This is a genomic window from Nocardiopsis sp. N85 (assembly GCF_028882275.1).
In the GTDB taxonomy this organism is placed as follows: Bacteria; Actinomycetota; Actinomycetes; order Streptosporangiales; family Streptosporangiaceae; genus Nocardiopsis; species Nocardiopsis lambiniae.
In genome coordinates, this window is record NZ_JARBUT010000002.1 from 264,945 (window position 1) to 278,715 (window position 13,771).

The 13,771-nt window shown below is 71.8% G+C and carries 12 protein-coding genes; 4 read left to right on the plus strand and 8 right to left on the minus strand.

Features of this window, described 5'->3' with window-relative positions; translation table 11 throughout:
- Nucleotides 1-38: 38 nt before the first annotated feature.
- Nucleotides 39-989: a R2-like ligand-binding oxidase gene (locus tag PWG71_RS05175; protein ID WP_274808348.1), complete on the plus strand. Its 951-nt coding sequence runs from the start codon at nt 39-41 to the stop codon at nt 987-989.
- 144 nt (nt 990-1,133) lie between these two features.
- Here PWG71_RS05175 and PWG71_RS05180 read toward each other — a convergent pair whose 3' ends face one another.
- On the minus strand, nt 1,134-2,252 hold the full coding sequence (locus tag PWG71_RS05180) for a zeta toxin family protein (RefSeq protein ID WP_446724981.1): 1,119 nt from the start codon (nt 2,250-2,252) through the stop codon (nt 1,134-1,136).
- A 200-nt stretch (nt 2,253-2,452) separates the two neighbouring features.
- Nucleotides 2,453-3,796, minus strand: coding sequence for a glycoside hydrolase family 6 protein (locus PWG71_RS05185; RefSeq protein ID WP_274808350.1), 1,344 nt, complete (start codon nt 3,794-3,796; stop codon nt 2,453-2,455).
- 336 nt (nt 3,797-4,132) lie between these two features.
- On the opposite strand from PWG71_RS05185, the gene PWG71_RS05190 reads away from it, so the two are divergent.
- The 3 genes from PWG71_RS05190 to PWG71_RS05200 are packed head-to-tail and all read left to right on the plus strand — an operon-like array spanning nt 4,133 to nt 8,108.
- Nucleotides 4,133-4,552, plus strand: coding sequence for an NUDIX hydrolase (locus PWG71_RS05190; protein ID WP_274808351.1), 420 nt, complete (start codon nt 4,133-4,135; stop codon nt 4,550-4,552).
- A 59-nt stretch (nt 4,553-4,611) separates the two neighbouring features.
- Nucleotides 4,612-6,333: an ABC transporter transmembrane domain-containing protein gene (locus PWG71_RS05195; RefSeq protein ID WP_274808352.1), complete on the plus strand. Its 1,722-nt coding sequence runs from the start codon at nt 4,612-4,614 to the stop codon at nt 6,331-6,333.
- Nucleotides 6,330-8,108, plus strand: coding sequence for an ABC transporter ATP-binding protein (locus PWG71_RS05200; protein ID WP_274808353.1), 1,779 nt, complete (start codon nt 6,330-6,332; stop codon nt 8,106-8,108). Before PWG71_RS05195 ends, PWG71_RS05200 begins: the two co-directional genes overlap by 4 nt.
- Before the next feature lie 133 nt (nt 8,109-8,241).
- Here PWG71_RS05200 and PWG71_RS05205 read toward each other — a convergent pair whose 3' ends face one another.
- The 6 genes from PWG71_RS05205 to PWG71_RS05230 all read right to left on the minus strand — a co-directional run bounded on the left by PWG71_RS05205 (nt 8,242) and on the right by PWG71_RS05230 (nt 13,763).
- Nucleotides 8,242-8,565: a hypothetical protein gene (locus PWG71_RS05205; RefSeq protein ID WP_274808354.1), complete on the minus strand. Its 324-nt coding sequence runs from the start codon at nt 8,563-8,565 to the stop codon at nt 8,242-8,244.
- 223 nt (nt 8,566-8,788) lie between these two features.
- Nucleotides 8,789-10,417: a chaperonin GroEL gene (gene groL / locus PWG71_RS05210; RefSeq protein ID WP_274808355.1), complete on the minus strand. Its 1,629-nt coding sequence runs from the start codon at nt 10,415-10,417 to the stop codon at nt 8,789-8,791.
- A 284-nt stretch (nt 10,418-10,701) separates the two neighbouring features.
- Complete coding sequence (locus tag PWG71_RS05215; protein ID WP_274808356.1) at nt 10,702-11,478, minus strand: ABC transporter permease; 777 nt, start codon at nt 11,476-11,478, stop codon at nt 10,702-10,704.
- The gene (locus PWG71_RS05220) at nt 11,475-12,440 is read right to left on the minus strand and encodes an ATP-binding cassette domain-containing protein (RefSeq protein ID WP_274808357.1); all 966 of its coding nucleotides are present in this window, start codon (nt 12,438-12,440) and stop codon (nt 11,475-11,477) included. Before PWG71_RS05220 ends, PWG71_RS05215 begins: the two co-directional genes overlap by 4 nt.
- Nucleotides 12,441-12,585: 145 nt before the next feature.
- Nucleotides 12,586-13,188, minus strand: coding sequence for a PadR family transcriptional regulator (locus tag PWG71_RS05225; RefSeq protein ID WP_274808358.1), 603 nt, complete (start codon nt 13,186-13,188; stop codon nt 12,586-12,588).
- A gap of 92 nt (nt 13,189-13,280) precedes the next feature.
- Entirely contained in the window at nt 13,281-13,763 is a 483-nt protein-coding gene (locus PWG71_RS05230) for a GNAT family N-acetyltransferase (protein ID WP_274808359.1), read from the minus strand.
- Nucleotides 13,764-13,771: the final 8 nt, after the last annotated feature.

A 13,771-nucleotide genomic window follows, 5' to 3' on the forward strand; every position in this document is an offset into this window, starting at 1 on the left:
TGGACAGCGCCCCCGGCATCCCCTCACGGAGGTCCTCCATGCCCGACCGCACCGGCTTCCACTCCCTCCGCGACGGCGGCCTGAACTGGGATTCGCTCCCGCTCAAGCTGTTCGCCAAGGGCAACGCCAGGTTCTGGGACCCGGCCGACATCGATCTGGACCGGGACGCCGAGGACTGGAAGGGGGTCAACGAGCCCTCCCGGGAGCGCATCCTCCGCCTGTGCGCGTTCTTCGCCGCGGGAGAGGAGGCCGTCACCGAGGACCTTCAGCCCTTCCTCCGCGCCATGGCCGCCGAGGGCAGGCTCGGCGACGAGATGTACCTGACCCAGTTCGCGTTCGAGGAGGCCAAGCACGTCCAGGCGTTCCGGCTGTGGCTGGACGCCATCGGCGTGTACGAGGACCTGCACGCCTACGTGGAGGAGAACCCGGGTTACCGGACGCTGTTCTACGAGGAGCTGCCCGCCTCGTTGGAGGCGCTGATGGAGGACCCGAGCCCGCGCAACCAGGTGCGCGCCTCGGTCACCTACAACCACATCATCGAGGGTTCCCTGGCGCTGACCGGGTACTACGCCTGGAACCACATCTGCACCGTGCGCGACATCTTCCCCGGGATGCGGCGGATCGTGCGCCGGATCGGCGACGACGAACGCCGGCACATGGCGTGGGGGACCTTCACCTGTCGTCGGCACGTGGCCGCCGACGACTCCAACTGGGCGGTGGTGAACGAACGCCTGGAGGAACTGCTGCCGCACGTGATGGCCACCGTCGAACGCGGCGAGAACGCCTCGGAGGTCTCCCCCGACAACGCCCGCTACGAACTGCCGCCGGGTGAGCTGCTCCGCTACGCGACCGACCGGGCGATGCGCCGGCTGGGCGCCATCGAGTCGGCCCGGGGCGTGCCCGTGGCCCAGATCGACCTGGACGCCTCGCCCGAACAGTTGGAGGAGCGGTTCGGCGAGGAGGACCGGGCCGCCATGGCGAGGCTGTGAGAACGGGGACGGGGCGGGTCCACGGGACGCGCCCCGGGCTCGACGGCCCTCGAACGGCAGCGGGTCGATGACGGCGGCGGAGGCGACCGCCCCGGTGCCCGGCGGCCCGTGCCGCGCGAAATCTCCGCGACGGAGTCCGTGACCCTACGGCGTCCCGTGAGGCGGCGTGACGATCGCGTCCTCGCGGTGCCACAGTTCTCGGCGGCCGCGTTCGGCCTCCAGGGCGATCCGGCCGAACGGTTCCGACCGCCAGTCGCCGTCCGGACCGAGGTGGTTGGCGTAGAGCACCTCACCGGCGCGGGAGAGCACGTAGAGCGAGTCCGCCAGCCGGTGGGTCTCCAGGAACTCGATCGTGTTGGGCACGCCCTGGTAGAAGCGGTCGTGCAGGGTCTCCGGCAACCACCGGCCGAACCCCTGCTCCTCACGGGAACGGCGATGGCGGTCCATGAGCGAGAAGCGGCTGTTGGAGGCGTGCACGGCCACGAACGCCACCTCGACCCGGTACTCCGCCGCGCGGAAGCCGCCCACCCACTCCGCCGCCCAGTCCGCACGCCCCAGCGGGTGGCTGCACAGCACGTCCACCCGGCCGGCGCGGACGTGCTCCATGGCGAGCCCGTGCAGCGCGCCGACCTGCCGGGCCACCGTGTGCGAGGCCACCCGGTCGTCGAGACCCATCGCCCACTCGTAGTCCGGGGACGTCCGCATGAGGTCGTCGCCGTCGTAGCTCACCGTGCCCTCGGGCAGGGCCGGCAGCAGCAGGCGTTGCAGGGTGGACTTGCCCGAGCCCGGTTGCCCGCCGAACAGCAGCGCACGGGGGTGTTCGCGCGCGGGCCCGGTCAGCCGCCCGCGCAGGGCCAGGTCGAACAGGTCGGCCGCGACCTCGTCGGTGAAGGGGCGCGGACCCTCGGGGGGAACCCCGGTGGGCGACGGCGCGGGGGTGGCGCGCAGTTCGGCGAGGGTCGCGGCCAGCTCCTCGTTGACCTTCTCGATCTCGGCCGGGGTGAGGAACGGCGAGCGGGCCTCACGAGCCAGCAGTTCGGCGGCGCGGTCGCGCAGTCCTCGGGCCGTGCAGGCGCCGATGGCGGCGCTGAACAGGTTGTAGGCCCGTTCCCGGGCCAGGCGCTGTTCGGTGGTCTGGGGAGGGATGCCCCCGGCGACGCTGTCCGCGAGGAGGGGGCGGACCGCGTCGAAGGTCGGGCGCGGTCTCTCGACCGGTGCCGCCGCCCCGGGTTCGAGTGCTCCGGGGGTCGAGGTGGTGTCCATCGCCATGCCGTCACCCTTTCGAGGGTCCGTGGTCGGTCCCACAGTCGCTGACACAGGGTGATGGTAGTGCGTTCCGTTCCCCCGGGAGGGCCGTTTCGGTGGCCGATCCCGGCCGTCGGAGTCGACCGCGGCCCCCGTGGTGTGAGCACAGGGGCCGCGGTCGGACCGGGCGGCAGGGGGCCCCGCCCGGTCTCGGGGGGTCAGACCGCCGAGCAGACCACCTCGGGCACCGTGTTGGCCCCGTGGTGGGAGCCGGTGAACCCGAACCCGGTGCTGGCGCCCGCCGCGAGGGCTCCGCCCCACTCCGGGTTGAGGGCGGTCACCGAGGCACCGGACGAGGTGAGTCGCGCGTTCCAGGACTGGGTGACGGCCTGCCCGTCGGCGAACGTCCACTCGACCCGCCAGGCGTCGATCGCCGTGTTCGCGGTGATGGTGACCGTGGCCTGGAAGCCGACGCCCCAGTCGTTGTCGACGCGGTACTCCGCGGTGCAGTCGCCGTCGGCGGGCTCGGAGGGCTCCTCCGAGGGATCGGTGGGCTGTTCCGTCGGATCGGTGGGCTGTTCCGTGGGCGTGTCGGTGGCGTTGACCGCCATCTCGTAGGCCAGGTGGGGGACGAAGGACCCGGCCGATCCGGCACAGCCGTCCGCCTCGCCGGGGAGCTTGACCCACAGGTAGGCGTCGATGACGGGGTCACCGGTGTCCGTGGTGCTCGGGGTGCCCAACGCGCGCCCCTGCGGGTCGCACCACTCGCCGTCGGGGGCGGGGCCGTTGCCGTTGCGGCTGGTGTCGATCACGGCGCCCAGCCCGGAGACCCCGGTGGCGTTGATGACCGCCTTGGCGAAGGCCACCTCGTCGGCGGTGGTGCGGTAGTTCGAGGTGTTGGTGGAGACGCCGTCGGCGCTGCCGGCGATGTCGGCCCCGTTGAGCAGTTCGGCGGCGCGGCCGGGGGTGAGCCACGCCGAGTGGCCGATGTCGAAGTAGACGCGGGCCTGCGAGGAGCCCGCCTTGAGGGCCTTGCCCGCGTAGGCCATGGAGTCCAGCAGCGCCTGTCGGCCCTGGGGGTCGCTGCACCCACTGACCAGGGGCAGGGCGTCGGGTTCGAGGACGATGTGCGCGGGTCGGCCCTGGAGGCCGGCGGCGACCTCGTCCACCCACTGGCGGTAGGCCTCGTGGGAGGGCGCCCCGCCGCCGCTGTGGTTGCCGCAGTCGCGACCCGGGATGTTGTAGACGACCAGGATGGGCACCTGACCGGCCGCGTCGGCCGCGCCGACCAGGGCGTCCACCTGGCCGCGCACGGTGGCCGGGTCGTGCCGGGTGAACCAGGTGCCCTGGGCGACCGAGGCGATGCGGTCCTCGATGAGGGAGGCCCGGGGGTCGGAGGGGTTGGCCTCCACCCAGCGGGCCGCGGAGGTGTCGGGGTTGACGTAGAAGCCGGAATCGGCGGACGCGGGGACCACGGTGAGGGTCACCGTGGCCGCGGCCAGGGCCATGACGAGCCCGGCCGCGGCGCCCAGTGCCGCGCGCAGGCGAGATGTGCGGGTCATGCGCTGTTCCTTTGAGCAGATCGAAGGTACGTCGAATGATCCCCACCACCTGGGAGCGCTCCCATTAGTTCCGCAACCTACCCCGTACCCGATGTGCCCGCACAGGGGGCGACCCACGGTGTTTCCCAATGGTTATCTTCACATCACATCCCCCCGGCGCACTCCGCCACCGCGTCCGCCCCAGGGCCTGTTCCGCGTCCGCTCGCCCCTCTGCGCGACGACCGGGCAGCCCCCCACCCGTCCGCCCCGTGCAGGGTCCGCGAGGGACGCCCTGCGGCCGACGGCGTTCCCTTCGCGACGGACGGCGTCCACGGCACACGTCCTAGGCTGGACCCCATGTCCGCCTCCACCACACCGCCCGCCGTGATCGACGCCCTCGCCTGGGTACACGTCCGCGACGGCAAGGTCCTGTGCGTCCGCTCGCGCGGGCGCGACGTGTTCTACTCCCCCGGGGGCAAACGCGAGCCCGGGGAGTCCGACGAACAGGCCGTGGCCCGCGAGGCCCGCGAAGAGGTCGGCGTCACCCTGACCCCCGGCACCTTCCGTCTCGTCACCGTCGTCGACGAGGTGGCGCACGACCAGGCGCCCGGCACCCGGGTACGGATGGCCTGCTACGCGGCCGACCACGAGGGGGAACCCCGCCCCAGCGCGGAGGTGTCCGAGATCGCCTGGATCGGCCACGCCGACCGGGGGTCGTGCGCCCCCGCCACCCAGCGCCTCATCGAGGTCCTGCACCTCACCGGCGAGCTGACCTGACCGGGGTCCCCGAAAACCAGTGGTAGCGACGGAGGCCCGGCCGTTACAGTCCTGAGACTGTGCGCGACCTTCCCCAGCCTCCGGGCGAACCCGACCATCGTTCCGCCGACCGTTATCTGCTGTGGTTGACGCGGAAGGAATGGCCGTCCCTCCTGTGGGCCGGCCTCCTCGCCGGCGGGTACACCGCGACCACCGTCCTGATGTCCGCCGCCATCGGGGCGACCCTGGACTCCGGGCTCGACACCCGCTCCGTACTGACGTGGTTCGGGGTGCTGGCCGCGATCATCGTGATCGGTGTGGTGCTCATCCCGCCGACGCACCGGGCCGAGTGCTTCAACTGGTACGCCTCCGCCTACCGGACCGTGCAGGTGGTCTGCTCCCGATCCGCCGACCTGGGTCCCACCCTCACCCGGAGGCTGCCCTCCGGTGAGGTGGTCGCCGTGGGCACCGAGGACATCGACCGGATCGGCGACTTCTACGAGCGGTCGTCCATGATCGCGGGCTCCCTGGTGTCCGTGGTGGCGGTGGCCGTCCTCATGCTCACCTCGCACGTCGTCTTCGGACTCATCGTGCTCGTCGCGGTCCCGCTGATCATGCTCGGCATCGTCCCGGTGCTGCGCCCCCTGTCCCGGCGCCAGGAGCACCAGCGCGGCCGGACCGCCGAACTCACCACGCGGGCCTCGGACCTGGTGGCGGGGCTGCGCGTGCTCCGCGGGGTGGGCGGTGAGCGCACGGTCGGCGAACGCTACCGGGACGAGTCCCAGAAGGTGCGCGCCGCCGGCGTGCGGGTGGGCTGGATGGACGCCGCGCTCCAGGCCCTGCGCGAGCTGTACCCGGGCCTGCTGCTGGTCGGGATCATCTGGTACGGCGCCCGACTGGCCCTCGACGGGGAGATCACCATCGGACAGCTCGTGGCGTTCTACGGGTTCACCACCAACCTGGCCATGGCCGTCCGCTACCTGATGCACTCCGTGTCCCTGTACATCTCCGCGCGAGTGGCCGCCGGACGGGTGGTCCGGGTGCTGTCCCTGGACCACGATCACCCCGACCCGGTCGACCCGGCCGATCCGCCCACGGGCCCCTACGGTCTCCACGACCCCATCAGCGGGGTGCGCGTCCCCGCCGGTCGGCTGACCGGTGTGGTGTGCGCCGATCCCGGGGACGCCACCGCGATCTCCGCCCGACTCGGACGCTACGAGGAGGGCGGGTGCCTGGTGGAGGAGGCCACCGGACGTGCGATCGCCCTGGCCGAGCTGCCGTTGCGCGACGTGCGCCGCCGCGTCCTGGTGGCCACCAACGAAGCCCACCTGTTCTCCGGGCGACTGCGCGACGAACTCGCGCCCGACGGCGGCCTGTCCGAGGAGCGGCTGGCGGAGGTGGTGCGCGTCGCCGCCGCCGAGGACGTGATCCGCCAGTCCCCCGCCGGGTGGGACGCGATGCTCACCGAACGCGCCCGTGAGTACTCCGGCGGCCAGCAGCAGCGGCTGCGGCTGGCGCGGGCGTTGGCCCAGGACCCCGACGTCCTGGTCCTGGTGGAACCGGCCTCCGCCGTGGACGCCCACTCCGAGGCGGCCATCGGCGCCCGGCTGGCGGCCGAGCGCGCCGGGCGCGCCACCGCGCTGATCACGGCGAGCCCGCTGCTGCTGGACCGCACCGACCACGTGCAGTTCGTCCGTGACGGCCGGATCGTCGCCGAGGGCGGACACCACGACCTGCTGGTGACCGAACCCGACTACGCCGCCACCGTCCTGCGCACCACCGTCCTGGAGGAACAACCGTGACCCGGACCGCCGAACCTCCCGTGCCCGCGCGGACCCTGCTGCCCGTCGCGCCGCCACCGATGGTGTGGTCGCGGCTGCGCGTCCTGGGCCGCAGGCACGGCGGTGCCCTGATCACGGTGATCGGCCTGTACGCGCTGGCGGCGCTGGCCGCACTGGTGCCGCCGTGGATGCTGGGCCGGATCATCGACGCGGTGCGCGCCTCGGCGGACCCCGAGCGGATCGACCTGATGGCGGTCCTCATCGTCGGCGCCCTGCTGTGCCACGCCGGGCTCACCCTGGTGTCGGTGGCGCTGTCCATCCGGTTCGGCGAGGCGATCCTGGCCGAACTGCGCGAGGCGTTCGTCCGGGCGGTCCTGCGTCTGCCGCTCGGCACGGTGGAGCGCGCGGGCAGCGGTGACCTCATGGCGCGCACCGGCCGCGACGTCGGCCACCTCAGCCACACCGTCCGCCACTCGATCCCGGTGATGGTGGTGAGCGGGGTGACGGTGGTGGTGATCTTCGGCGCGTTCACCGTCCTGCACCCGGCCCTCCTCCTCGCCTGGCTGCCCTCGGCGGCGATCATCTGGACGAGCACCCGCTGGTACGCCCGGCGCGCACCCGCCGGGTACCTGCGGGAACTGGACACCTACTCCGAGCTCACCCAGGGTGTGACCGACACCGTCGAGGGGGCGCACACCCTGGAGGCGCTGGGCCGGCAGGACCGGCAGCGGGAGCGGACCGACGCGCGGGTCCGCGGCTCCTACCTGGCCGAGCGCTACACGCTGTGGCTGCGGACCGTGTGGTATCCGACGCTGGAGTTCTCCTACCTGCTCCCGACGGCGGTGACCTTCCTGGTGGCGGCGTACCTGCACACCCAGGGCGCGCTGACGGTCGGACAGATCGCCACGGCGATGTTCCTCGCCGTGCAGGTGGTGAGGCCGCTCGACCTGCTCATCGACCAGGTCGACAGTCTGATGATGGGGTTCACCAGCCTGCGCCGGCTCATCGGAGTGGAGCTGGCGGAGGAGGACGCGGGCGCCACGACCGCGGACCGGGGGACGCCGGGCACCGTCGAGATCTCCGGCGTGCGCTTCGGCTACACCGACACCGAGGTCCTGCACGGGGTCGAGCTGACCCTGGCGCCGGGCGAACGGCTGGCCATGGTGGGTCCGAGCGGCGCGGGCAAGTCCACCCTGGGCAAGCTGATCGCGGGCATCCACACGCCCACGTCGGGCAGCGTCCGGGTGGGCGGAACGGACCTGACGGGGGTCGCCCCGGAGATCCGCCGGGAGAAGACGATCCTGCTGAGCCAGGAGAGCCACGTGTTCCGGGGCACCGTCGCCGAGAACCTGGCGCTGGCCCTGGACCGGGAGGAGGTCGACCACGACGTCCTGTGGCGGGCGCTGGCGGCGGTGGACGCCGATGTCTGGGTGCGGTCCCTGCCCGACGGTCTGGACACGAAGGTGGGCTCGGGCGAGCTCGTCCTCGACCCGGCCCACGTGCAGCAGTTGGCCCTGGCCCGGGTGGTGCTGGCCGATCCGGAGGTGCTGGTGCTGGACGAGGCGACGTCGCTGATGGATCCGCGTTCGGCCCGCCACCTGGAGCGTTCCCTGGCCGGCGTGCTGGAGGGACGCACGGTGGTGGCGATCGCCCACCGGCTGCACACCGCCCACGACGCCGACCGCATCGCGGTCGTCGAGGACGGCCGGATCACCGAGCTGGGCGCCCACGACGAGCTCCTCGCCGCCGGGGGCTCCTACGCCGCCCTCTGGCACGCCTGGCACGGCGACACCTGACCGCGAGGACGTGCGGTGGCTCCTCCGGCGGGTCCGGCCCACGGCACGACCGGCACCGACCGACCGCCCCCTCCCGCGTGCGTCGGCCCCTCCGGGGAGACCGCCGCACACGACCGGACGGGCGTCCGTGACCTCACGGAAGCATCCGGGGTCGGGTCGACCACCGGTCGGGCAGGGGGAACGCGCGGTGTCGAGTGCGATCCGGAACGGATACGACGACGAGGTCGGGCGTGCGGAGGCGTTCGACGACCGGTGACCGGATGCCCAGGGTCCGCTGAACGTCCCGGTCGTCGGGGATGACGTGGTTCGGGGCGCGGTCGGCCCGCACCGCGATGCGGCCGTGCGGGTCGGCGGAGGCCGCCGCCGCGACTCCATCGTCGTCGAGGATCTCGGCCCGCCGGGCGCCGAGAAGGCGGTCCCATCGCGGCGTCCCCGTGTCCGGGGCGGTCCCCGTCATGGCCCGGACGCATCCCGTCCCACACCTCCGGGCAGGAGCGTGACGCTCCGCGCACCCGTCCGCCCGACGCTTCGCGGAACGACCTCCGACGCCCCGGTGGGACAGGACGCGACCGGGGCGGCGGCCGGAGGACACCCGGGAAACGCGGAACCGGGCGGCCCCGAGGGGCCGCCCGGTCGTCGCGGGCGAGGTCGCGTATCCGGACCTCGAACTCACGGACCTCTTAGAAGTCCATACCGCCCATGCCACCGGTCGGGTCCGCCGCGGGGGCGGACTTCTCCGGCTTCTCGGCGATGACGACCTCGGTGGTCAGGAACAGACCGGCGATGGACGCCGCGTTCTGAAGGGCCGAGCGGGTGACCTTGGTCGGGTCGATGACGCCGTCCTTGAACAGGTCGGTGTACTCACCGGTGGCGGCGTTGAGGCCGAAACCGGGCTCCAGGTTGCGGACCTTGTCCGCCACGACGCCGCCTTCGAGGCCGGCGTTGGCGGCGATCTGCTTCAGCGGCTCGGCGATGGCGCGACGAACGATGTCGGCACCGATGGCCTCGTCGCCCTCAAGGTCCAGCTTCTCGAAGGCGGGGACGCTGGCCTGGAGCAGCGCCACACCGCCACCGGGGAGGATGCCCTCCTCGACCGCGGCCTTGGCGTTGCGGACGGCGTCCTCGATGCGGTGCTTGCGCTCCTTGAGCTCCACCTCGGTGGCGGCACCGGCCTTGATGACCGCGACGCCGCCGGCCAGGCGGGCGAGGCGCTCCTGGAGCTTCTCGCGGTCGTAGTCGGAGTCGGTGCGCTCGATCTCGTTGCGGATCTCGTTCACGCGACCGGCGATGGCGGTGGCGTCACCGGCGCCGTCGACGATGGTGGTCTCGTCCTTGGTGACCACGATCTTGCGGGCGCGGCCCAGCATGTCGATCTCGGTGTTCTCAAGCTTGAGACCGACCTCTTCGGTGATGACCTGGCCGCCGGTCAGCACGGCGATGTCGCCGAGCTGGGCCTTGCGACGGTCACCGAAGCCCGGGGCCTTGACGGCGACGGACTTGAAGGTGCCGCGGATCTTGTTGACGACCAGGGTCTGAAGCGCGCCCTGCTCGACGTCCTCGGCGATGACGACCAGCGGACGGCCGGCCTGGAGGACCTTCTCCACGATCGGAAGGAACTCGTTGTTGTTCGAGATCTTCTGGTTCGCGATGAGGATGTACGGGTCCTCAAGGACCGTCTCCATGCGCTCCAGGTCGGTGGCGAAGTAGGGCGAGATGTAGCCCTTGTCGAAGCGCATGCCCTCGGCGAGCTCCAGTTCGAGCCCGAAGGTCTGCCCCTCCTCGACGGTGATGACGCCTTCCTTGCCGACCTTGTCCATCGCCTCGGCGATGGTCTCGCCGATCTGGGTGTCGCCGGCGGAGATGGAGGCGGTGGAGGCGATCTGCTCCTTGGTCTCGATCTCCTTGGAGAGGTTGCCCAGCTCCTCGCTGATGCGCGCCACGGCGGCTTCGATGCCGCGCTTGAGACCGACCGGGTTGGCACCGGCGGCGACGTTGCGCAGGCCCTCGCGTACGAGCGCCTGGGCCAGCACGGTGGCGGTGGTGGTGCCGTCACCCGCGACGTCGTCGGTCTTCTTGGCGACCTCCTTGACGAGCTCGGCCCCGATCTTCTCCCACGGGTCTTCGAGCTCGATCTCCTTGGCGATGGAGACACCATCGTTGGTGATGGTGGGGGCGCCCCACTTCTTCTCCAGGACGACGTTGCGACCCTTGGGGCCGAGCGTGACCTTGACGGCGTCCGCGAGCTGGTTCATTCCGCGCTCGAGGCCGCGACGGGCCTCCTCGTCGAACGCGATCAGTTTGGCTGCCATTGAGTTCTTGTCCTCCCGTGACCGGGCTGATACGCGATGGGACGAGGCGTGCGCCCGCGACGGACGACCGCGGACCCACCGGCGACCCTGTTGCCGGGGGCCGCGATCTCGCAGCCTCGATCCGGTTTAGCACTCAGCCTGGGCGAGTGCTAACCAGATCCCTTTTTAGCACTCGGCATGGGAGAGTGCAAACGATGTGGTCACGATTCCACCACCTCTTCATCATGCATCTACCTGCGCAAACGCCCCATGACCTCAGGTTTCTCCGCTTCGGGCGGACGGACTCAGGCGGAGATCCGACGCATCGCGCGGGAGCCCAGGCCCAGCACGAGGACGGTCAGGATCAGGGCCACCGCCCAGCCGATGCCCACGGCGGCCGACCACTCACCGGCGAACAGGGCGCGTTCGGCGTCGACCACGTACGCGATCGGGTTGAGCCGCGACAGTGTGTACAGCCAGCCCGGCGCCAGGTCCATCGGCAGCAGCACGCCCGACAGCAGCATCAGCGGCATGACGGCGGTCTGGACGATGGAGGCGAACACGTAGGTCTGCCCGACCTTGAGCGCGACCAGGTAGGACAGCGCCGACAGGCCGATCCCCAGCACGACGAGCAGGAGGAGGCCGACGACGAACCCGAGGAGGGGGACGCGGAACCCGAAGGGCACGACCAGCACGACGACGAGCGTCATCTGCACGGCCATGACGGACACGTCGCGCAGTACCCGGCCCAGCAGCAGCGCCACCCGGCTCGCCGGCGTGGCCATCAGCCGTTCGTGCGCCCCGGAGGCGATCTCCGGCAGCAGCCCGAACCCGGCGAACCCGGCGGTGAACAGGGCGAGCATGACCAGCAGTCCGGGTACGAACCACTGCCAGGGGTTCTGCCCCTGGGCCCCGGCCAGGCCGGTGAGCAGGGGCGAGAACAGCACCAGGTACAGGATCGGCTGGAGCATGCCGAACAGCAGGAACACCGGCCGGTGCAGCAGGGGCCGCATCTGGCGGGCGAAGATCAGCCCGGTGTCCCGGATGACGGAGGGTCGGGCGGTGGCGATGTCGGTGGTCACGGGTTCTCCTCCCGCAGGCTGCGGCCGGTCAGGGTCAGGAAGACGTCGTCGAGGGTGGGGCGCTGCACCCGCACCGAGGCCAGGGGGACCCCGGCGGAGTCCAGGGCCCGCAGCAGGTCGGGCAGGACCGTGTCACCGCGTTCGACCCGCAGGCGCACCTCGGTCTCCCGGCCGGTGACGATCTCGACCTCGCCGGCACCGGAGAGGTTCCCGGCGATCTTCGCGCCGGTGGGCGCGGCGGTCTCGTCGGCGACGGTGAACGTGACGAGGTCGCCGGAGACCCCGCCCTTGAGTTCGTCGGCGGTGCCGTCGGCGATGACCCTGCCGTGGTCGATGACCAGGATCCGTTCGGCCGCCTCATCGGCCTCGTCGAGGTAGTGGGTGGTGAGCACGATCGTGGTGCCGGTGCGCTCGCGCAGGCGGGTGATGTGCTCCCACAGGTTGGCCCGGCTGTGCGGATCCAGTCCGGTGGAGGGCTCGTCCAGGAACAGCAGCGGGGGTTCGTGGACGAGTCCCATGGCGATGTCGAGGCGTCGGCGCTGCCCGCCGGAGAGCTTGGTGACCTCACGGTCGGTGGTGCCGGACAGTTCGAGCATGTCGAGCAGGTCGGCGGTGCGGCGCCGGGCGGTGGCCCGGTCCAGCCCGTAGAGCAGCCCCTGGGTGTAGAGCTCCTCTCCGGCGCGCTGGTCCTCCCCCGCACCGTGGCCCTGGCCGACGAACCCGATCCGGCGGCGCACCTCGGCGGGTTCGGTGAGCACGTCGCGACCGGCGACGACGGCGGTGCCCGAGGTGGGTTCGAGCAGGGTGGTGAGCATCCGCAGGGTGGTGGACTTGCCCGCGCCGTTGGGACCGAGGAGGGCGACGAGTTCGCCCGCGGCGATGTCGATGTCGATCCCTCGGACCGCTTCGAGGGTCTCCCGACCCACGCGGAAGTGTTTGGTGAGATCCCGTGTCCGGATCATCCGCGACTCCTCTTCACAGTTGAACGTGGTCGAGTCTGCCCAACACCGCAGCCATATTCAAGTTTTAATATCGAGGTCGGGGTCGGCCGCGGAGCACTCCCCGGAGGGCGGCGCGCGGTGGGCCGGCGGGCCGGCGGGCCGGCCCTCAGCCCCGCGGTGCCCCGACCGGCGGCAGGCCGAAGGCGGACGGGCTGTCGTCGGCCATCGTGTAACGCCCCTCCTCCAGCTCGCGGATCAGCCCCCGGCTCCACTCGATGCCCATGTCCACGGCCATCCGCCACAGGGTGAAGAGCGGGCGCACGTGCTCGGGCCCGTCCCACTCCCCGGTGCTCCCCCGGGCGGCCTCCGGTGTCCGGACACCGCTCTCCTCCAGTCCGGCGATCCGCTCCTCCAGCAGGGAGACGACCTCCGCACGCGGCAGGGAGGTCATCAGGGTGACCCCGGCGCACAGCAGCGCGTGATCGTCACCCGTGTGGGAGAGCGCCTTGCGCAGCAGCCGGTGCAGCTCGGCCTCGCCCTCCCCGGTGATCTCGTACGAGATCCGGTCCACCACCTCGTCGCCCTCGGCGGTGAACTCGCGCAACCGGCCCTCGGCGGTGAGCTTGCGCAGCGCGTGGTAGATCGACCCCCACTTGACGTTGGCCCACTCCGAGGCGCCCCAGTCCATGAGTTCGCGGCCGACCCGATACCCGTGAGCGCGCCCCGACATGCGCACCACACCCAGCACCAACAACCGCGTCGCCGACATCGCCGCCTCATCCGAAGATCCCCTGTGGGACTCCAGGTTAAGACCCGCCGTCGAAGCGGCGACCACTCGGTGCGGGACCGGTTCGGCCCCGCTCACAGCGCCTGGAAGTAGCGAACGATCGGCAGGGGGGCGAGCCCCGCCTTCTCGTAGGCGCGTCGGGCCGGGGCGTGGCCCTCGTCCCCGCCGGTCTCGATCATGGCGACGCCCATGCCCTGGTCACGGATCAGGTCCACGGCGTGCCCGGTGAGCGCGACCCCCACCCCGGCCCGCTGGTGATCGGGGTCCACGGCCAGCAGGGTCACCTCGCCCATGTCCTCCTCGGATCGGATCCGCACGGCGTAGAACCCGGCGATCTCCCCCTCCCGCAGGGCCACCCGCACGAGGGTCTCCCCATCATCGATGGCGTCCGCGACCGCCGCCCGCCGACTCACCCGCCAGTCGGGGATCATCCGGTCGTAGAGGACCGCGCCCAGCGCCTCGCGCAGCGAGGCGTGCACCGGCTCCCAGGCCCGCAGCGACAGCTCCAGCAGAGTCTCGCGGTCGTCGCCCCGGATATCCCTGATCTCGATGTCCATGGCGGCAC